Genomic DNA, 20,848 nt, shown 5'->3' on the forward strand with positions numbered 1-20,848 from the left:
TTATCATTCTCCACAACGCCTCAAATAGCCGGAGGGCGCCCCTGCAACATGAACTATTAGGCTATATACGGGCAATCATGCCAAAATAAAGAGATAGCCGACTGAATTTTTCGTTAAATCAGGAAATTAATGGCCCATGAAGGGTAAATATAAAGCCGCCCTTGCGCTACTGTTACTGCTGATTCTTGTCCCTCTGACGCTACTGATGACCCTCGGGCTGTGGGTTCCCACTCTGGCGGGAATTTGGCTACCGGTCGGTACCCGTATCGCTCTGGAACAAAGTCCACGCTTGACACGTCATGGGTTAGTGATTCCCGATCTTCGCTATCTGGTCAATGATTGTTCGTTAGCGCATATTACCCAGGCGGAACTGACGCATCCCAGCCGTTGGTTGCTGAATATTAAAAGCCTTAAACTGGATGCCGCGTGCCTGGCGAAACTGCCCGCTTCGGAAGCTTCTCCCGCCGCGCCGCGTACGCTGGCGCAGTGGCAGTCAATGCTGCCCAATACCTGGATTAACATTGATAATGTCATTCTCGCGCCCTGGCCGGAATGGCAGGGCAAGCTGGCGATCTCCATGACGCCGCTCATTCAGCAGATACGTTATCAGGGCGAAAAAGTAAAATTTCAAGGGCAGTTACGCGGTCAGGCATTGACGGTGAGCCAACTGGAGATCGCCGCGCTGGCCAACCAGCCTCCCGTTAGCCTGGCGGGGGAGTTTATGTTGCCGCTGGTACCGGATGGCCTGCCGGTCAGCGGTCATGCGGCAGCGACCTTGCGTCTGCCGCAGGAACCGTCGCTGGTGGATGCGGAACTGGAGTGGCGTGATAACGCCGGACAGCTCATCGTGATGGCGCGAGGTAATCCTGACCCGATTCTCGATCTCCCCTGGGCGGTAACGCGTCAGCGGCTTACCATCAGCGATGGCCGCTGGAACTGGCCATATCAGGGATTCCCCTTGAGCGGACGTCTGGCTTTTAATATCGATAACTGGCAAGCCGGGCCGGATAATGCACGAGTCAGCGGACGCCTGAATATTCTGACCCAGGGCGATGCCGGTAAAGCGAACGCTGTACTGACTATCGGCCCGGGAAAACTCAGCATGGACAGCAGTGAGATGCCTCTACAGCTTACCGGCGAGGCTAAACAGAAGGATTTAATCTTTTATGCCGTATTGCCCGCTATGTTCCGCGGCAGTCTGGCCGATCCGCAGCTCACCTTTGCACCTGGCGCATTGCTACGCTCGCGCGGACGGGTGATTGATGCGTTAGATATTGATGAAATTCGTTGGCCGCTGGCGGGCGTTAAGGTGACGCCGCGCGGCGTTGATGGTCGATTACAGGCTATTTTACGGGCGCACGAAAATGAGATGGGCGATTTCGTTCTTCATCTTGATGGCCTGGCGAATGATTTTCTCCCTGATGCTGGTCGCTGGCGGTGGCGCTATTGGGGGCAAGGAAGCTTTACGCCAATGCGCGCCCGCTGGGATATTGCCGGACAGGGCGAATGGCATGATAACACCATCAGGTTGACCAGTTTATCCACCGGTTTTGATCAGTTGCACTATGGCGCAATGACTGTCACATCGCCAAGACTGGCGCTGAATAAACCTATTGTCTGGGTTCGCGACGCCACAACGCCGTCGCTACAGGGCGCGCTGTCTCTGGAGGCGGGGAAAACCGTATTTACCAGCGGGAGCGTGCTGCCGCCTTCTACCGTTAATTTTAGCGTTGAAGGGCGAGAGCCAACCCTGTTCCAGTTTAAAGGCGACCTTCGGGCGGGGGCGATAGGACCGGTACGGCTGAATGGGCGCTGGGATGGCGAACGCCTTCGCGGACAGGCCTGGTGGCCGAAGCAGTCGCTTATCGTTTTCCAGCCGTTGCTTCCACCAAACTGGAAAATGACGCTGCGCGAAGGCTCACTGTATGCGCAGGTGGCTTTTTCCGCCGCACAGGGGCAGGGGTTTGAAGCAGGTGGACACGGCGTGTTAAAAGGCGGTAGCGCCTGGATGCCGGATAACAAAATCAACGGCGTCGATTTCATTCTGCCATTTCGCTTCCACAACGGCGCGTGGCAATTGGGGACGCGCGGGCCCGTCTCGCTGCGTATTGCCGGGATAGTCAACCAGGTCACGGCGAAAAATATCACCGCTGATTTACAGGGTGGTTATCCCTGGAGCGAGTCGAATCCATTACTGCTAAGCGATGTCAGCGTAGACGTGCTGGGCGGTCAAATCATTATGAAACAGTTGCGAATGCCGCAGCACGACCCGGCGCTTTTGCGGGTGCAAAATATTTCATCCAGCGAATTGATTAGCGCCATAAATCCAAAGCAATTCGCCATGTCTGGCCCTGTTAGCGGCGCGTTGCCGCTGTGGCTGAACAATGAAAAATGGATAATCAAAGATGGCTGGCTTACCAACCCTGGGCCAATGACATTGCGCATCGATAAAGATACTGCGGATGCGGTGGTGAAGGATAATGTCACGGCAGGCTCGGCGATTAACTGGCTACGTTATATGGAGATTACGCATTCGTGGACGAAAATTAACGTTGATAACCTGGGCGTACTAACGATGCAGGCGGCTATTACCGGCAAAAGCCGGGTAGATGGTAAAACCGCGATCGTTAACTTGAACTATACCCATGAAGAAAATGTGTTTACGCTGTGGCGCAGTTTGCGTTTTGGCGACAATTTACAGGCATGGCTTGAACAAAATACAGCGTTGCCGCAACCTCCTTGCCGGAAAGACAAGGACTGTGAGGATAAATAATGAAAATGAGTATTGCCATGCTGTCAGCGCTTGCGTCATTTATCGTGGTGGGGTGCACGCCACGTATTGAAGTCGCCGCGCCGGAACAGCCGATTACCATCAACATGAATGTAAAGATCGAGCATGAAATACATATCAAAGTCGATAAAGATGTTGAAGAACTCCTGAAATCACGCAGCGATCTATTCTGAGGCCATAATGAAAAAGTATTTAATGCTATGGGTGCTGACGCTGAGCTTGCTCACACCTTCTGTGTGGGCCTTAACCCTGGACGAAGCGCGCACGCAGGGCCGGGTTGGGGAAACGCTGAATGGCTATCTGGTGGCCTTAAAGAATGATGCCGAAACCCAGAAACTGGTGCTTGATATTAATCATGCCCGTCGCGCCAGTTATCAGCAGTTAGCGGATAGCAATCATCTTCCCGTGGACGAGGTGGCGAAGATGGCAGGGCAAAAACTGGTTGAGCGCGCCAGGCCGGGAGAATATGTCCAGGGAATTAATGGCAAATGGATGCGTAAATAACCGCTTTCCGACAATTTTTTTACCGCAAAATGCATTTTTATATGGGTAATTTCTGAATATGAAGGTCGTATTTATATTAGGCGAACCGGAAACGCCATTTCTATACTGTTGACTGGTATCACTATTCGCGAGAGTAACCAGGTATGACGTCTGAAAAATTATCTGCTGCCTGCCATTGTGGCAGCGTCGTGTTTACCGTTCAACTTAGCGATGGCTTTCATACCGCCAGGCGCTGCAACTGTTCCTTTTGCCGGATGCGCGGAGCAGTGGCAGTGTCTGCGCCGCTATCGGGTATTAAAGTGCTAAAAGGGCAGGATAAGCTTACCGAATATCGCTTTAATACGGGCAAGGCGGTGCATTTTTTCTGTTCGGTATGCGGGATATATACTTTTCATCAACGCCGATCCAATCCCGATCAATATGGGGTCAATGTGGCGTGCATCGAAAATGTGTCGCCTTTTGATTTCGCCTGCGTTGAAGTCAATGATGGGGTAACGCATCCCAGCGATGGCGGCAGTAGCGGCGTGGTAGGATATTTGCGCTACGAACCGAAGAAGTCACCTCCCGTCGAAACGGGAGGCAAAAATATTTAAGCGGCCACTACGCTGTCAATCGCGGCTTTTGCATCGGCCTGAGCTTTAGCCGCCACTTCCGGCCCGTAGGCGATGCCTTCGGCAAAGACAAAATTCACGTCGGTAATACCGATAAAACCGAGGAACACTTTCAGGTAAGGCGCAATCAAATCCGTCGGGGTGTCTTTATGGATACCGCCGCGACTGGAGAGAACCACCGCGCGTTTACCGGTTACCAGACCTTCCGGGCCTTTTTCGGTATAGCGGAAAGTGATACCGGCGCGGGCAATCAGATCAAAGTAGTTTTTCAGCTGCGTCGGGATATTGAAATTGTACATCGGTGCCGCAATAACGATGACGTCGTGGGCTTTCAGTTCAGCAATGAGTTCATCAGACAGCGCCAGAGCCTCCTGCTGACGTGGCGTTAAAGGCGCATCGCCCGGACGCATCGCGCCCACCAGCTCGCCATCCAGCACCGGAACAGGGTTGGCCGCCAGATCGCGGACAGTAATTTCATCTGCGACGTGTTTTTCGCGCCATTGTTCAATAAAATAGTCAGTCAACTGACCAGACTGAGAGTACCCTGCCAGAATACTGGATTTAAGAACTAATACCTTGCTCATGGGTGTTTCCTTTTATGTGTTTGAAGGGGCGGGCCCCGTTGCTTGTTGACACTTTATTCACAAATATGTCGCAGGGATAGCGCAATATATCGAACCCTTTGTTCGAAATTATTGAACAACACAAAAAAAGCCCCAATGTGGTACTCTATACCTATCATTTAAAACGATTTTAAACAGGCAGAATGCTGCCCAAGAGCTTTATGACTGAACAATCTACGTTGACGCTTCAGGTGTTACAGCAGCGGCTGGATGCACTGATGCTGCGCGACAAACAGCGCTTTGCTCGCCGCCTGCATGGCGTAAAGAAAGTAAAAAATCCTGATGCGCAACAGGCTATTTTCCAGACGATGGCGAAAGAAATTGAACAGGCTGCGGCGCAGGTCGCTCTACGCGAAGCGGCGCGCCCCTCAATCACTTATCCGCAAAATTTACCTGTTAGCCAGAAAAAACAGGACATTCTGGAAGCGATCCGCGATCATCAGGTGGTGATCGTGGCAGGGGAAACCGGTTCCGGTAAAACCACCCAGTTACCGAAAATTTGTATGGAACTGGGACGCGGAATTAAAGGACTTATTGGACATACTCAGCCGCGTCGCCTGGCGGCGCGCACCGTTGCTAACCGCATTGCCGAAGAGTTGCAAACGGAGCCTGGCGGCTGCATCGGCTATAAAGTTCGTTTCAGCGATCATGTCAGTAGCAACACCATGGTCAAACTGATGACTGACGGTATCCTGCTGGCGGAAATCCAGCAGGACAGGCTATTGATGCAGTATGACACCATCATTATTGATGAAGCGCATGAACGCAGCCTGAATATTGACTTCTTGCTCGGCTATCTGAAAGAGCTTCTGCCGCGTCGCCCCGATCTGAAAGTGATTATTACCTCTGCGACCATCGACCCGGAACGTTTCTCGCGCCACTTTAATAACGCGCCGATTATCGAAGTCTCTGGCCGAACGTATCCCGTAGAAGTTCGTTATCGCCCTATCGTGGAAGAGGCTGACGACACTGAACGCGATCAGCTACAGGCAATTTTCGACGCTGTTGATGAACTGGGGCGTGAAAGTCCCGGCGATATTCTGATTTTTATGAGCGGAGAGCGGGAAATCCGCGATACCGCCGACGCCCTGAACAAGCTGAACTTACGGCATACCGAAGTGTTGCCGCTGTATGCACGCTTGTCGAACAGCGAACAGAACCGCGTTTTCCAGTCGCACAGCGGACGCCGTATCGTGCTGGCGACTAACGTGGCGGAAACCTCGCTGACGGTGCCGGGTATCAAATATGTGATCGATCCTGGCACTGCGCGCATCAGCCGCTACAGCTACCGCACTAAAGTGCAGCGCCTGCCGATTGAACCGATCTCACAGGCTTCCGCCAACCAGCGTAAAGGGCGTTGCGGACGCGTATCGGAAGGGATTTGCATTCGTCTGTATTCGGAAGATGACTTTTTGTCACGTCCGGAATTTACCGACCCGGAAATTCTACGTACCAACCTGGCGTCGGTTATTTTGCAGATGACCGCCCTGGGGCTGGGTGACATCGCTGCCTTCCCGTTTGTCGAAGCGCCGGATAAGCGCAATATTCAGGATGGCGTGCGTTTGTTGGAAGAGCTGGGGGCGATTACCGCCGACGAACAGCAAACGGCATATAAGCTGACGCCGCTGGGCCGACAATTATCCCAGTTGCCGGTCGACCCGCGCCTGGCGCGTATGGTTCTGGAAGCGCAAAAGCATGGCTGTGTGCGCGAAGCGATGATCATTACTTCCGCACTCTCTATTCAGGATCCGCGCGAGCGCCCAGTGGACAAGCAGCAGGCTTCCGATGAGAAACACCGGCGCTTTCATGATAAGGAGTCCGATTTTCTGGCGTTTGTTAACCTGTGGAATTACCTCGGCGAGCAACAAAAGGCCCTGTCGTCGAATCAATTCCGCCGTCTGTGTCGCACCGACTATCTGAACTATTTACGCGTGCGTGAGTGGCAGGATATCTATACCCAACTGCGTCAGGTGGTCAAAGAACTGGGGATTCCGGTAAACAGTGAACCCGCAGAGTACCGGGAAATTCACGTTGCGTTGTTAACGGGGCTGTTGTCGCATATCGGGATGAAAGATGCCGATAAACAAGAGTACACCGGCGCGCGTAACGCCCGATTCTCTATTTTCCCCGGATCCGGTTTATTCAAAAAACCGCCGAAATGGACAATGGTCGCAGAACTGGTGGAGACCAGCCGCCTGTGGGGGCGCATCGCTGCCCGCATTGAGCCAGAATGGGTGGAACCGGTAGCCCAGCACCTGATTAAACGTTCATATAGCGAACCGCACTGGGAGCGGGCGCAAGGCGCGGTGATGGCGACGGAAAAGGTTACTGTCTACGGTCTGCCGATTGTCGCCGCGCGCAAGGTGAATTACAGCCAGATTGACCCGGCGTTGTGTCGCGAGTTGTTCATCCGCCATGCGCTGGTGGAGGGGGACTGGCAAACCCGTCACGCCTTCTTCCGTGAGAATCTAAAATTGCGTGCGGAAGTCGAGGAACTTGAGCACAAATCTCGCCGCCGCGATATCCTGGTGGATGACGATACCCTGTTTGAGTTTTATGACCAGCGTATTAGCCATGACGTTATTTCCGCCCGCCACTTTGATAGTTGGTGGAAAAAAATCAGCCGCGAGACGCCGGATCTGCTCAACTTTGAAAAAAGTATGCTGATTAAAGAAGGCGCGGAAAAAATCAGCAAACTGGATTACCCGAACTTCTGGCACCAGGGCAATCTCAAGCTGCGTTTGAGCTATCAGTTTGAACCGGGCGCGGATGCTGACGGCGTGACCGTCCATATTCCGTTGCCGCTACTTAACCAGGTTGACGAGAGCGGTTTTGAATGGCAGATCCCGGGGCTGCGCCGTGAATTAGTGATTGCGCTGATTAAATCGTTGCCAAAACCGGTACGTCGCAACTTTGTTCCGGCGCCAAACTATGCTGAAGCGTTTTTGGGTCGCGTAACGCCGCTGGAGCTGCCGCTGCTGGACGCTCTGGAGCGTGAACTGCGCCGGATGACCGGCGTCACGGTCGACCGGGAAGACTGGCATTGGGATCAGGTGCCCGAGCATCTAAAAATCACGTTTCGCGTGGTGAATGACAAAAACAAGAAACTGCAGGAAGGGCGTTCGCTCGCCGAGCTTAAAAATGCGCTGAAAGGCAAAGTGCAGGAGACGCTCTCGGCGGTGGCGGATGACGGCATTGAGCAGAGCGGGCTGCATATCTGGAGTTTCGGCGAGCTGCCGGAAAGCTACGAACAGAAACGCGGTAATTATAAAGTGAAGGCGTGGCCGGCGTTAGTGGATGAGCGTGACAGCGTCGCTATCAAATTGTTTGATAATCCGCTGGAACAACAACAGGCGATGTGGTGCGGTTTACGCCGTCTGCTGTTGCTCAACATTCCTTCACCGATTAAGTATCTGCATGAGAAATTGCCGAATAAAGCCAAGCTGGGGCTGTACTTTAACCCGTACGGCAAAGTGTTGGAGTTGATTGATGACTGTATCGCCTGCGGGGTAGATAAACTGATAGATGCCAACGGCGGACCGGTGTGGAGCGAAGCAGGTTTCACCGCGCTGCACGAAAAGGTACGCGCCGAGCTGAATGATACTGTGGTGGATATCGCGAAGCAGGTCGAGCGGATCCTGACGACCGTATTCAATATCAATAAGCGTCTGAAAGGGCGGGTGGATATGAGCATGGCGTTGGGGCTTTCCGATATCAAGGCGCAGATGAGCGGTCTGGTATACCGTGGTTTTGTGACTGGCAACGGCTTTAAACGTCTCGGCGATACGCTGCGTTATCTGCAGGCAATTGAAAAGCGGCTGGAGAAACTGGCTGTCGATCCGCACCGCGATCGGGCGCAAATGCTGAAAGTCGAAAGCGTCCAGCAGGCGTGGCAACAATGGATAAATAAATTGCCTCCAGCGCGTCGCGAAGATGATGATGTTAAAGAGATCCGTTGGATGATTGAAGAACTGCGTGTCAGTTATTTCGCGCAACAGCTCGGTACGCCTTATCCTATTTCCGATAAGCGTATTTTACAGGCCATGGATCAGATTACGGCCTAAAAAGCCAGGCGACGACGTCTTTCAAAGAGATCCGGTACAGGTTCGGAACAAAAAGGAGGAATTATGAATACAACGCCATTTCCGGCGCTCTCTGCGGAAACATTGCTGGCGGTGAATACCGTCGGACAGTGGCTGGCGCAAAATGATTTTTCCGGCGAACAACCTTATTCGTCGGATTGCGTCGTCCTGGCGGGCAATGCGGTGATCCCCACTATCGACGCGGCCTGTCGCATCGCCAAAGCGCAAGGTGTTCCTTTACTGATTAGCGGCGGTATAGGCCATTCGACGCCGTTTTTGTACGCCGTGATTGCCCGGCATCCGCGCTACCACACTATTCGCACAACCGGACGCGCTGAAGCCGCGATCCTCGCGGATATCGCGAACCAGTTCTGGCATATTCCGGCTGAGAAAATTTGGCTGGAAGATCGGTCAACTAATTGCGGCGAAAATGCCCGTTTCTCCTGCGCACTGATCCGTCAGGCGAAAGAAAACATTAACACGGCTATCGTTGTGCAAGACCCCACCATGCAGCGGCGCACTATCGCGGCGTTTCGGCGCGTGACAAACGACGACACCGATGCGCCGCACTGGCTGAGTTTTCCTGGCTTTGTTCCGGTACTGCGCCACCTTAATGACGGTACACGTTTTGCCAATGTTGAAGAGGGCATCTGGACGGTGGAGCGTTATCTGTCTCTGATTGCTGGCGAGCTGCCACGTTTGCGTGACGATGAAACAGGGTATGGACCGCGTGGTAAAGATTTTATCATTCACGTTGATATCCCACGTGATATTGAAAACGCATGGCAGGTATTGCAGGCAGATACTACGCTGCGCAGTGCGTTAGAACAGAGAGCTTTACGCTAAAAATCGCCCGTTTGCGAGGGTGAACGGGCAAGTGCGACCACCATCTCATAAATTTGATGAATTATTTATAAAAGCTGGTTATGTTGTCGCTTTACGGTTTTCATTCAGGACGCGCTATGGGCAATAAGTATTCCGGCCTGCAAATTGGTATTCACTGGTTAGTCTTTTTTCTGGTTATTGTGGCTTACGCCGCGATGGAGCTACGCGGTTTTGCGCCGCGTAGTTATCGGCCCTGGTTTAATATGACGCACGTTTCATGTGGTATCACTATTTTGCTTTTAATGGTGGCACGCTTGTTTATTCGGCTGAAATATCCCACGCCGCCCATTGTTCCTCGTCCAAAACCGATGATGACCGGAATGGCGCATTTAGGACACCTGGTGATTTACCTGTTATTTATCGTGCTGCCTGTTATTGGTCTGGTCATGATGTATAACCGCGGCAATCCCTGGGTCGCATTTGGCATTACTATGCCCCATGCCGCCGAGGCTAACTTTGAACGCGTAGATATGCTGAAATCCTGGCACGTCACGCTGGCGAATCTGGGCTATTTTGTTATTGGACTTCATGCCATCGCTGCTTTGATGCATCACTATTTCTGGAAAGACAATACGCTGTTACGGATGATGCCGCGTAAGCGTGACTAACCGTCCTGTATGACGTTTGTCGCAGGCGGGGTTAACCGCTTTAGGCAAACAAGGCATCTATCAGCGGGGATGGCGTATTCCATACAGAAAACGCCTGCGTCTAACCAGGACCCGTGACGCAGGCGAAGGAGGACGGGTCTACATCGGAAGCGGGTATTATACTTATTTGTATGACAAATAAAATAAGCAATTGCTATTCCGTAATCCAATGTTTAATCAACGGGTTAAACCCACATGATCGCGCTGCCCGACCGCTCGGGAGTGCCTACACTTACGATGAACGTGGCGTAGTGGCGAAAAATAGCGCAACGGCGCCATGTTGCTCCAAAGTCACCTTAGCAAAATGTTCGTCCAACACGCTGCGTAACGTATCGGCTGAATCATTGGTATTACTGAATATTCCTTTCTTGTTATAAACAGCCATCAATTTCTTGCCAAAAGCATTGTGAGGAACCTCTTTGCCCAGAATCGTGGCGCCAAAAAGTGTGCCGCCGGGTTTAAGCGCCATACCGGCATTTTTAATTGCCTTCGCTTTTGTTGTCATCTCACCAGGTAAGCAGTGCAGAAGATAGTACATCGAAACGGAATCGAAGCGCCCGTGCCAGTCCGCCGGGAACGTGTCGAAAACATCGTGTTGTAGTGTGGCGCAGATTTTTGTATTACCCACTCGGCTGGCGGCTATTTTTAGGCTATCCGGATTTAAATCCATCAGCGAAATGGCATGAGTCGCAGGTGCATGTTTCAGGTAATAACCTGTACCTACGCCAATATCCAGGTGAGTCTCGCCCATGTGATGCAGGAAGAAAGGAAGTAGTCGCGTATCAGTAGGACACTTCCAGGCATATTTGTTTGAGATATTGAGTACCCACCAGTCATATAAGCTAAGCGTGAATGGGTTATAGACTTTTGCGCCTGATTGTTGTGTATGCTTCATTGTTCTCTCACTAAATAATTTCGCGCTGGAATTAAAACAACGAAGCAATCGTTAGGCAAGCATTAATCAGGTGAGTGAGTAATTTAATGCGACGAATAAAGGCGATATTATGAGTTAAGCGGTTATCTTAAAGAAGATATAGGATAATAATAGCTGGCAAATGAATTGGACAGTTATATTATTATAAGCTGATAATTAATAATCGTTAATATACACATATTAAGCCCTATGATAATAGCATGCAATTAAATGCAGGAGGAACAATATTTATTCATACATATAAAGCGATTATTGCACATTAATTGATATTTTAAATGTTACGATGAGATAGCCATCTTGATTTAATATCACCTACCCGGAGGCGATATGATTGAGGTTTTTGAAGCGTTTGGCTGGACCTTACTTTTAGGCGGTCTGGCAGTGGCAGTACTGTTTATCACTGTACTGGATAAAAAACGGTAATCATTGCATTTGACGCGTCTGTTGAGTCGGTATTACAAATAATTGTACCTGAAATCTATCACTTCTGAAGTTTGCGATATTTTGCCATTCTGACGGCAAGGGGTAATCCTGACTGAAGTTACCGCCGCTTATCAACCAGACACGATGGTGACTTTTTGAAAGCGTTGTCAGAGTATCAATATATGTCTGATCGGCTTGCGCATAAAACAGTGAACCAAAGCCATAGGCATTCGGTCTGCCTGATGTTCCGTGTGCGTTAGGCGGTGTATAAAGAAATGTACGATAATCTCGCTTATTATAATACACATAACTTAAATAATCGAACATTTTACTGACTACCACGGCATCATTAGGCTGGTGACGGGTATTAATATAGTTTACCAGTGGTTTAAACTCGTCTATGTGCTCAGGGTTATTATGATATGAACCATAGCCGAATAATAAGGTGAATAAGATAAACCAGAAGCCACAAACCGCTTTTTTTGCGCGGGTAAGTAATACCGCGAGCAGGGGAGGAATGCTCAGCGATGAGAAGAAGAAATAACGATCGATAAATAACGGCATCCACCAGGAAATGATGAAGACCAGCATTACAGGGATGACCAGATTACAAAATAATATCAGCTGATATCTTTCATATTCTCCGTTGTATAAAGATATTCGCCCCACAGTACCGATAAAACCTCCCACAGCCAGCCACAGAATGAACGACGGAAAACCCTGTCCGTTGTTTCCGGTAAAAAAATGCCAGTACATCGCAGGCAGGTCACGCCATGTTACGGGGGGAATCCAACCGATATCATTACCGGCTCTCAACTGCGCCAGATGAGTCAGTAAATTAAACAATACGGGCAACCAGGGGAGATAAGCGACAGCAATCGCCAGGTTAGCAAACCACCAGCCAGGAAGTTTAAGGTAGCAGGCCGTTTTATGGCTTTGGCAGGATAATATTGTTACTGCGATCCAGTGGGCAATAAGTGCAAATAGGGTGAAATAATGGGTGTAAAAGCTGAACGTCATAAGTAAAGCATACGCGACAAGATAGCGATTATGGGTGGGTGTTTTTATCCACATCATCAATGCTAACGCGGCTGCGAGCGTTAGCATTCCCATTAACGCGTACATGCGCGTTTCTTGACTGTAATGGACTGCCATCGGCATCAGGGCGGCAAACCATCCTGCCAATAAGGCTGTACGCTCATTTGCCAGCCATCGCGTAAGCGCGATAACCAGCACAACTGTCAGGATCCCAAAGAGTAGACTGAGAGAGCGTACCGCTGCAATGCTATCACCCCATAATATGATCCAGTCATGCAGTAACAGATAATAAAGCGGGGGATGCACGTCAAAAGCGGCATGGAAGAGCAGATTATCTACGCTATGTCGACTAATCAGCACGCTGGACGCTTCGTCACACCAAAGGTAGCGGTCAGTTATAAACAGCAACCGTATAAGGACGGAGAATATGACAATGAGACAAACATGATATTTATACTTTATTTTTCTTAACCCATCGCCGGGCTGCCATATTGATAGTTGTGGTAGCGCCATAATATCCTCAATGGAGTAAGACTTAGACCAGAATGGACACCTAACGCAATAATGAAGGTTAAAATCTTAACCAACACTAAATAAAAATAACTTTGATAATGTCAGCGATGAATTAATCAGAATAGTGCAGTGCAACTCAGTAATCCTGACCGTAATGGCGAAGCAGTCTATGCTCTAAAAACCGGGTCAAACCGACAATAAAGGTAACGCCAATAAGGTACACTATGGCGGCAAAAAGGTAAGCATGGAAGAATTTAAAGCTGGTTGCAGCAACCTCCTGAATTCGCGCGAAAAACTCAGTATATTGGATAAGAAAAACGATGGTGCTGTCTTTAAGGTTATTAATCACCTGATTCGTTAAGGCTGGAATGGAAGACAGCAATACCTGAGGCAGTATAATCCACAAAAAGACCTGCCGTTTGTTCAACCCCTGAACGACTGCGGCCTCCGTTTCATATTTATTCAATGCGTTATAGGCCGTTGTCATGTACGCGGCATTATATGCGCCGACGTTTAAAGTAAACCCTGTAACCGCCACGGTAAAAGAGGACAGGTGAATGCCAGATTGAGGTAAACCATAATAGATAACAAACAGAATAAGAATGAGTGGCGTACCGATAAAGAAATCCATGTACAGTCGAGTTATGGCTTTTACCACGGGGCGATGGCTCAGGCTCAGAAAGAAAATAATAATTCCCCACAAAAAACCGGTGATGGAAACAATCAGCGCAAGTTTACAGGTTTCTTTAATACCGTCCACAACAAGTGGCAGTTGTTCAGTCAGGTCATTAAAGAAGAGAGACCAGCCAGCGATCATCGTTGTGCCTCGCTAAAAAAACAGTGGATATCTGGATCCGTTTCTCGTAAAGCAAGATCGGTAAAAGCGCCTTCTGCACGAATTTTGCCATGATTAAGAAACGTTACGTTATCGCTTAGTAATCTGGCGAGGCGAATATCATGAGTGACGCATAATATAGTGACGCCATTGTCGTGAAGTTGCTTGATCAACATTCCGACTTCACGAGTCATGAGCGGATCAAGCGCAGACGTCGGCTCATCAAAAATAATGAGTTCTGGGTCGGTGACCATTGTACGGGCCAGGGCGACGCGCTGTTGCTGCCCGCCCGATAATTGCGAAGGGTATTTCGCGCTATGCGAGACCATATCAAGTTTTTGTAGCTCATGTAAGGCTTTCTCCCGGGCTAGTTGTCCCGGCATGCCAAACACTTTACATAGGGCAAGGGTAATATTATCCATGATGTTAAGATGGCGATACAAAGCGTAATTCTGGAAGACACAACCAACTTTTTTTCTGAACTCAAGAATAGTAAATTCCTTGTCATAAATATTTCTCCCGTGAAAATAAATATCACCATAATCAGGCTCTTCTAATCGAAGCAGACAGCGTAAAAGCGTCGTTTTTCCACAACCCGATGGCCCCATGACTACTTTCATGTCTCCCGATTGAATTTTTAGACTAACCGTATCAAGAACCTTTTTTCCTGAATATTCCTTACTTATCTCTTTTAGTTCCAGTAAAGCCATGAGTATCACCTCTATTTTTATGCTTCAACTGATGCGATATTTTTTCTCAAACACTCCGGCCAGAAGAGTAAAAATTTTATAAATAATGAAATATAATACCCCGGCAAGAGTATAGATCTGTAACCCGTTCAGCGTGATGGCTGTCAGTGACATTGCCTGCTTCGTTATTTCAGCGATACCTACAGTATAAGCAAAGGGCGTCGCTTTTAATACAGAAGAAAACTCATTGATAATACCGGGCACAGAAAATCGCAACATCTGTGGCAACTCAATATTTAATATAATCTGTAATTGACGCATTCCTGCTACTTTCGCTACCGTGATTTCGAATGGCTCAACTAATTTAAGCGCCCCTCTGAACACCTCGGCAAGATAACTCCCGCTGATTAAGCCGACGCTGAGGTTCATGGCTACCAGAGGTGAAACATATATGCCAATCGATGGCAATCCAAAATAAACAAGAAAAACAGCAATAAGTATTGGAATTCCCCGAAGAATAAAGACCATTGCGTCGAGTATCTTCTGTAGTGGAAGGGGGGATAGTCGCCGTAATACGGCGACTGTAAGCCCGGTAAAAAACGCTGAGAGAAAACAGGTAAAGGTTACAAGCAGCGTATTACCAATCCCTTCCAATAGGAAATAAAAGATAGCCAGCATATTACCTGATGACATAGCTTACTATTTCATCCAGTTATCGACGATGTCAGATATTTTTTGTGGCCCTTGCTCTTTAAGCCATAAGTTGAAATCATCGCGCACGGGAGAGCCTTTCTTAAAGGCAATGCCAAGCTGATCAACATTCTTGAAAACATAACGGCTTTCTATCGGCATCTTTTTCTTATTTTTGAAGGTAAAATAAACCGGCTCTTCTATAAAAGCCAGATCAAGATTGCCATTTTTTAGATCAGCCATCGTCTCATTATATGTTGGATACAATTTTACTTTACTTAACGAGTAGTATCCTTTGGGCTCCAGATCGTTTTTGATAAGGTCGGAGTAAGCCATTCCTCGAGGGTATCCAATAGAATATTGATTTAATTCATTGAGGTTATTGAGCGTTATTTTATGATTGGCCATACTGACCAGATAAAAAGAGTTGATGTAATAAGGTTCAGAAAAATCAATAACTTTCTTACGTTTATCTGTGATTGAAATTCCCGAAAATGCGACATCTGCCTGACCACTCGCCACTGCGCCAAGCATTCCATCCCAGGCATATTCGGTGATGTTTAGCTTACAATGCCGTGACTGACAGTAAGACGAAAAAAGCTCCAGATCTATCCCCTGCAATTTGCCATCAGCACTTTTAAATAACATAGGGGGAGAGGCCGGTGATACTGCGACATTGAGTGTTTTCCCTTCAACGATGCTATCAGCAAAAGCTGAAGACGACATTATTCCCAACACTATCATCGATAAGCCAATTTTTTTGAATAACATGCTATCTATTTCCTGTAGTAAGGTAATGTGTATTATAAATTAAGCATTAGGGCGTGAACCTGACATTTGCAGGCGTAAAGTACTTAACGTTATGTATTCCATCGCTGTTAACTAATTTAATCAGGAGGTTTGACAGGAATCATCAAAGGGAATGGATTGAATATACCATGAGATATCAACTGGATATGAGTGCAGCGACCCCATGAAAGGTGAAAATGTAAAAATACCATAGACATTAGTATACTGGACATAGTTTATGCTCCATTTACGCATACATATTTACATGATAAGCAGATAAATGCTTCAGTGACGGTGTATTTAATGTCTCTAAGTATCATCTTGCCACTCTATCCAGGGCCAATATAAAGACTTATCTTTGCTTGTCAAATACATTTTCTGAGCTAATTTGATTTGCGTGCTATCTATATTTGCAAGCATATAAATTATTTATCCTATGAACAAACGACAACAAATCAGGAGTTCTGACGATGTTGTTATGTTTATCAAAACGTTAACTTGTTTTAATCGACAATAATCTTAATTCAGAAATATCTTAATATATGCGGTTGTCGAGATAAAATTCTCAAATTAACATCGTACATCTTATGTAATAAATATAAATACGATAAATAAATCCAAAACTGAGACTGCCAACCGGATAACAAACAGCAATAAAGAGGGCTCTTCATTAAGTTATCCTGGCAATGGTTAAGGTGGTAACATTTTTGGTGGCTTTACCCATTTTAATCGTGTTCACAACACGTTAATTACCTTATGATTACCATGGTAATTAAAAATGAATCCTCGATGACTCGATGACTCGATGACTCGTTGGCTGAATGAAAAGAAAATTCTACATCACATAGGCGCATGTATCGCGTATAATGGGCTCCGATGTCCCTAATCATTGCTATGACATAATAATATGTATCTTAACCGCTTTTGTTATTTACTCCTGATCTCCGCTGCGGTCGGAAGCATTTTTACATCGCATCCCGTCGCGATGTGGTTCCTGCTCGCCAACGTGCTAACGCTGGCGATCTACGGTATAGACAAAACGGCGGCACGTAAAACCTGGCGCAGAGTGCCGGAATCCACTTTGTTGGTGTTTGGGGTTGTCGGTGGGTGGCCTGGTGCGATTGTTGGTCAACAACTCTTCCGTCATAAAACGCAAAAGCAGCCATTCAAAACATACTTTATCGTCAGTGTGATAGTGAGTATTGTAGTTACGGTGGCGATCTATCGACTCTATCCATTTTTGTCCTACTGAACATAGAGTATGGATCACTTATTGACCAACCGGCAGCAAAGACAACCTCATATTTTCATGCCACCGGCACTATGATATTGAGCTGTGTTTTGCTCAAGGCGTACCGCAGCCGATGGAACATTATTCAGTGGAATAATGATGAGCTATAAAACTTTCTAACATTGTGGCAAAACAATGATGGACTTCCTGGGTTGGATGGACAAAGTCATTGAAGACGTATTGCGGACATATATCCAGCTGAGGGTCTTTAGCCCCGGGAACATGTACATAGCCGTGGTGAGTATAAGGGTTTTCCGTATCATAACCAATATTACTGGCCACCTCCATTATCATCTTAAATGCATCGGCAGTCTCGAAATAGCATATTTTGTGCTGGGGATATTTTTCTTTTAATTCTTCAACATTAGTTTTTAGCAGGGCATTGTGAGCGGTGCTTTCATCCTTAAGTTTTCTTTTTTCATCAGAATGTTTGCCATAGGGCGTCAAAGACAAATCGGGAATCCCCATGACTAAAACATTATTAACTCCACCGGAAATTATTTTTTCAATATCATCAATTTGTTGCTCAACGACCATCATTACATTATCTTTGTGTAGTGTCATATAGTCATTAGCCCCCAATAAAAATATCGCCAGGTCCTGGTGAGAAGGGGTGTAAGATGCGACTTGTCTGTCCGTATTTGATACAAAGTCACCGAGGCAATTAAAGCAGGAATACCTTGCCGATGTACTTCCCCCTTCAGCAAAATTAAGCATCTCTTTACCTAAGAAGTGTGGAGATGATAAAAACTCAGTCCAGGTAAATCCATTAGTAAACCTTCCGCCAAAGTATTGACCATAGGAGGGTAAGATATGATGTGTTTTTTCAAACATACGCCCCATGGAGTCAGATAAACTGTCGCCAAAAAATACCAGTCTGGTAATATCACCTAAAGAAATATTTTTTGGCTTGGGATGTAATCTATTGATTTCTTTGGCAAGACCAAAAGCTTCCGGATGACATTCAACCTCAATAGATAAAATATTTTCACCATTATCATCTTTAATAATCAACTTATCGGCGTGTTCCTGTGATTCTATAATAAACTGTTCTTTACATCCCTGAGACGCTAAGGCTCGAAGTTTGATGTAGGCTCCGCGAACCTGTACCGGTGTTAGATTCAGTTCCTGATAGTGGTAAAGTTTAAAGATACATTCGAGCGCCTCGGCATGGTAAGTGGTGAAGAAATATGCTTTGATTTTCTCCCATAAACTTAATTCCGGAGGGCGTGCGCTTTCTTTTATCACATTAAATCTTTCAGCACTGATAGATGATGTGAAATAACCCTGTCCAACACTCAATGGCATAGTGTCCTCCTTACTAATTAATCACGCTTTAGCAAAACATTAATTAACAAATATTAGCAAGAAAAGTAATCAGGTAAATGGTGTATATAGAATTGCGCTTCTTTAACAGTTTGTCGCCGCCAAAAAAACACATGCAATATTTATTATTTTTCAACGAAGTAAATATATCATCAACAACGTGAGGTTAATGCCGGGTACATATTATCTGACTGCTATCATTATTGACTGTGCGTCTGGTTAAGGCAAACCTCTAAAAAAAGTAGCCACTCCTGATTTTAGTGTGCTGGCGTGGGTATGAGCTGGCTTGATACTCAGGAAAATTAGGTAAGCTTATCATCAAGCTATTATTTCCAAGGGGGTGGTGTTTTATATAACGTGTTGATTTCTATTTTCATATTAAATATTTCTTAAGTGAGTTAACTATAATGAGTGATGATTCAATTATTAAAAACTCTTCAATGCTTTTGGCCTATTTAGGTGGTCTGGGATGGGGGAGCGCCTATTTTTATGGCTGGGGCGTCTCCGCGTACTATGGTTTCCCGTGGTGGTATGTAGGCGTCGGCCCTGACAACATTGCCCGAAGTCTATTCCATGCGATTAGCCTGATGGCTATATTCATAATAGCGTGGGGAGTGGGTATTCTATTATTTTTTTTAGTAAAGCAAAAAGCACGTATCCACGACCTTAGCTTCTTACGCCTTTTTTTGGCAGCGGTTTTGTTCTTTATTCCAATTGTTATCGAGTTTTCTCTCTTAACAGAATCGTTTTTGTGGGAGCTTTTTTTTATCATTTTACTGGTGGCTTTATGCCTATCGGTGGGGATGCGTTTTTATAGTAAATTGATGCCAGTGATTTGTTTTACGCAACTCAGTTGGGTGCGAAGACATTGTTTCACTATAGTTATGATTGGTTTTATTATATATTTTTTTATATTTTCTTTTTTTGTTGGGATCTATAAGCCACAATTAAAGAAAGAATACGAAATGATATTGTATGATGGAGGCTGGTACTACGTCCTGGCCAGGTATCATGATAGTTTTATTTTGTCGAAATCCTTTACTAAAAATAACAATAGATTTATTATTTTTAGACCAGAAGATGGACACTCTTATGAAATTACCCTGGTAAAAGTCAGACTTTAATAAAATACTGGTTGGCAAGAGCGTGAAATGACGCCAGAGCTTCCCATGGCAGAGATTAGAGAAAGAACTGAGCGCCTATATCTGTAGGCTGTGGAATAGCAATGCCGGGAAGGGCATGGCATGACACTTTATCTGACATTACCATCTGAGTGGCAGTTTAGCAGATGTTTCAGGCCAAACCCAAGTTGAATTGGACCGCTCAGAAGCCGATTACCTACATAACAAATCCTGGCCGCAAGCTTATGCTGTGGGCGGAATATACGACCGCTATTATCCAGATTGGCTGTTAACTTATTTATTTTCCCAAAGTAGCCTATAACAGGGCTCCCTGAGGCATTGGCTAGCATCTGTGCATTGGAAAAACAGCTTCCATTTGCACTATAGCAACTTATAAAGTTTATTGCCTCATGAGAGTTGCTAATATGGCGTATTGATTTGAAAAGTGATGATGACTGACTTGCACCGGAACCGTACCGATTTTCATGTTGAACAACAAAAGGAGCACCATGTTTACAAATCGAAATAGGCATGGATTATTACCTGAGATTGATTTCAAATTAACAATAATGATGACGCTTTTGGGTATTAAAAATCTTTCAAATAACGCTCATTTGATTTTTTGTCCACTATTAACTAAGTCTGGAAAGACACAGGGTTGAGATATTTTCGCTACCCGTCGGCGGTGTATCGCAGTTGTGATGTTACGTTCTTACAAGACTGACATCTGCATATCATAACCTTTATTCATTACCACCTGGTGAGTAAATAAAAACTATTAAGCAAATATTTACTTCTGGGTAATGGGACTGGATTTACCGGCATTACCTCTGTGCCCCAGTCGGGCAGAACATTGCAGCTTAGAAAGAAAGCTTTGGTGTTTATTGTCTGTGGCCTGAAAAAGTTCCCGTGAGCTGAATATGCTGAATGTGAACTGATTCTTAATGGTCTATGCCGGAAAGCTATAAGCTATTGATTTTTATATTGTGTGTAATTTTACAATTACATAAATATAAAATTCTGATAGTATACCCCCCTATAGTATATGGAGGTCGA

Annotated in this window: 18 protein-coding genes; 9 read left to right on the forward strand and 9 right to left on the reverse strand. The window is 46.6% G+C overall.

Annotated elements, in window-relative coordinates:
- Positions 1-136 precede the first annotated feature (136 nt).
- From ACLJRE_RS18655 to ACLJRE_RS18670, 4 genes are all read left to right on the forward strand, one after another.
- Positions 137-2,773, forward strand: coding sequence for a YdbH family protein (locus ACLJRE_RS18655; protein WP_053296631.1), 2,637 nt, complete (start codon positions 137-139; stop codon positions 2,771-2,773).
- Positions 2,773-2,964, forward strand: coding sequence for a YnbE family lipoprotein (locus tag ACLJRE_RS18660; protein WP_000784063.1), 192 nt, complete (start codon positions 2,773-2,775; stop codon positions 2,962-2,964). Before ACLJRE_RS18655 ends, ACLJRE_RS18660 begins: the two co-directional genes overlap by 1 nt.
- 7 nt (positions 2,965-2,971) lie before the next feature.
- On the forward strand, positions 2,972-3,295 hold the full coding sequence (locus tag ACLJRE_RS18665; protein WP_000760414.1) for a YdbL family protein: 324 nt from the start codon (positions 2,972-2,974) through the stop codon (positions 3,293-3,295).
- Positions 3,296-3,438: 143 nt separating this feature from the next.
- The gene (locus ACLJRE_RS18670; RefSeq protein ID WP_001518898.1) at positions 3,439-3,888 is read left to right on the forward strand and encodes a GFA family protein; all 450 of its coding nucleotides are present in this window, start codon (positions 3,439-3,441) and stop codon (positions 3,886-3,888) included.
- Here ACLJRE_RS18670 and azoR read toward each other — a convergent pair.
- On the reverse strand, positions 3,885-4,490 hold the full coding sequence (gene azoR / locus ACLJRE_RS18675) for an FMN-dependent NADH-azoreductase (RefSeq protein WP_000048931.1): 606 nt from the start codon (positions 4,488-4,490) through the stop codon (positions 3,885-3,887). The genes ACLJRE_RS18670 and azoR overlap by 4 nt on opposite strands.
- A 200-nt stretch (positions 4,491-4,690) precedes the next feature.
- Between azoR and hrpA the strand changes: the two genes are divergently transcribed.
- From hrpA to cybB, 3 genes are all read left to right on the forward strand, one after another.
- Positions 4,691-8,593, forward strand: a complete 3,903-nt coding sequence (hrpA, locus tag ACLJRE_RS18680) for an ATP-dependent RNA helicase HrpA (RefSeq protein WP_001550139.1) — start codon at positions 4,691-4,693, stop codon at positions 8,591-8,593.
- Positions 8,594-8,656: 63 nt separating this feature from the next.
- Positions 8,657-9,457, forward strand: coding sequence for a YdcF family protein (locus tag ACLJRE_RS18685; protein ID WP_001629371.1), 801 nt, complete (start codon positions 8,657-8,659; stop codon positions 9,455-9,457).
- 116 nt (positions 9,458-9,573) lie between these two features.
- A complete protein-coding gene (gene cybB / locus ACLJRE_RS18690; RefSeq protein ID WP_000527275.1) occupies positions 9,574-10,104 on the forward strand; it encodes a cytochrome b561 in 531 nt (176 codons plus the stop codon).
- 271 nt (positions 10,105-10,375) lie between these two features.
- On the opposite strand, the gene ACLJRE_RS18695 is transcribed toward cybB, so the two are convergent.
- The 6 genes from ACLJRE_RS18695 to ACLJRE_RS18720 all read right to left on the reverse strand — a co-directional run bounded on the left by ACLJRE_RS18695 (position 10,376) and on the right by ACLJRE_RS18720 (position 16,036).
- Positions 10,376-11,038 (reverse strand): class I SAM-dependent methyltransferase, encoded by a 663-nt coding sequence (locus tag ACLJRE_RS18695; RefSeq protein WP_023197416.1) that lies wholly within the window; start codon positions 11,036-11,038, stop codon positions 10,376-10,378.
- A gap of 462 nt (positions 11,039-11,500) precedes the next feature.
- Positions 11,501-13,051, reverse strand: coding sequence for a glycosyltransferase family 39 protein (locus tag ACLJRE_RS18700; protein ID WP_001666977.1), 1,551 nt, complete (start codon positions 13,049-13,051; stop codon positions 11,501-11,503).
- A 136-nt stretch (positions 13,052-13,187) separates the two neighbouring features.
- Positions 13,188-13,868: an amino acid ABC transporter permease gene (locus ACLJRE_RS18705; RefSeq protein WP_000560165.1), complete on the reverse strand. Its 681-nt coding sequence runs from the start codon at positions 13,866-13,868 to the stop codon at positions 13,188-13,190.
- Positions 13,865-14,596, reverse strand: coding sequence for an amino acid ABC transporter ATP-binding protein (locus ACLJRE_RS18710; protein WP_023212380.1), 732 nt, complete (start codon positions 14,594-14,596; stop codon positions 13,865-13,867). The genes ACLJRE_RS18705 and ACLJRE_RS18710 overlap by 4 nt, the downstream gene beginning before the upstream one ends.
- 24 nt (positions 14,597-14,620) lie before the next feature.
- Complete coding sequence (locus ACLJRE_RS18715) at positions 14,621-15,268, reverse strand: amino acid ABC transporter permease (RefSeq protein ID WP_000094442.1); 648 nt, start codon at positions 15,266-15,268, stop codon at positions 14,621-14,623.
- A gap of 6 nt (positions 15,269-15,274) precedes the next feature.
- Positions 15,275-16,036, reverse strand: a complete 762-nt coding sequence (locus tag ACLJRE_RS18720) for a transporter substrate-binding domain-containing protein (protein WP_000897695.1) — start codon at positions 16,034-16,036, stop codon at positions 15,275-15,277.
- Positions 16,037-16,961: 925 nt separating this feature from the next.
- Here ACLJRE_RS18720 and ACLJRE_RS18725 point away from each other — a divergent pair.
- Positions 16,962-17,306: a DUF1294 domain-containing protein gene (locus ACLJRE_RS18725; RefSeq protein WP_000281190.1), complete on the forward strand. Its 345-nt coding sequence runs from the start codon at positions 16,962-16,964 to the stop codon at positions 17,304-17,306.
- A 120-nt stretch (positions 17,307-17,426) separates the two neighbouring features.
- Here ACLJRE_RS18725 and sseJ read toward each other — a convergent pair whose 3' ends face one another.
- Entirely contained in the window at positions 17,427-18,653 is a 1,227-nt protein-coding gene (gene sseJ, locus ACLJRE_RS18730) for an SPI-2 type III secretion system effector SseJ (RefSeq protein ID WP_001131418.1), read from the reverse strand.
- 425 nt (positions 18,654-19,078) lie between these two features.
- Between sseJ and ACLJRE_RS18735 the strand changes: the two genes are divergently transcribed.
- Complete coding sequence (locus ACLJRE_RS18735; RefSeq protein ID WP_001527697.1) at positions 19,079-19,795, forward strand: hypothetical protein; 717 nt, start codon at positions 19,079-19,081, stop codon at positions 19,793-19,795.
- A gap of 128 nt (positions 19,796-19,923) precedes the next feature.
- On the opposite strand, the gene ACLJRE_RS18740 is transcribed toward ACLJRE_RS18735, so the two are convergent.
- Positions 19,924-20,325 carry an effector protein gene (locus ACLJRE_RS18740; protein WP_077905323.1) on the reverse strand — a complete coding sequence of 134 codons (402 nt, stop codon included), beginning with the start codon at positions 20,323-20,325 and terminating at the stop codon, positions 19,924-19,926.
- Positions 20,326-20,848 lie beyond the last annotated feature (523 nt).

The organism is Salmonella sp. SAL04157, assembly GCF_046551635.1.
Taxonomy (GTDB): Bacteria; Pseudomonadota; Gammaproteobacteria; order Enterobacterales; family Enterobacteriaceae; genus Salmonella; species Salmonella enterica.